1 protein-coding gene is annotated in these 217 nt (G+C 35.9%); it reads left to right on the forward strand.

Annotated features, from left to right (window positions below; translation table 11 throughout):
- A partial coding sequence (locus LQ686_RS14120; RefSeq protein ID WP_239709669.1) for a cold shock domain-containing protein occupies nucleotides 1-88 on the forward strand: 88 nt, incomplete at its 5' end.
- Between the last annotated feature and the right edge of the window lie 129 nt (nucleotides 89-217).

Raw genomic sequence — 217 nt, forward strand, 5'->3', positions numbered from 1 at the left:
TAAATCTTTAGAAGATGGACAAAGCGTAGATTTCGACATAGTTGATGGTCAACGTGGCGAACAAGCAACTAATGTTGTTGCGGTCTAACGAAAAATAAAAAAGTCCTGGTCTATTATAGACCAGGACTTTTTTATTTTTCTCTAACCTAAATATTGCTTTATTCCAATTGCTTTATTGACGTTGAGCCTCGGAACCCTTAACAATCCCAAAACTTGT

The sequence above is a fragment of the Mammaliicoccus sp. J-M41 genome, assembly GCF_022385935.1.
Taxonomy (GTDB): domain Bacteria; phylum Bacillota; class Bacilli; order Staphylococcales; family Staphylococcaceae; genus Mammaliicoccus; species Mammaliicoccus sciuri_A.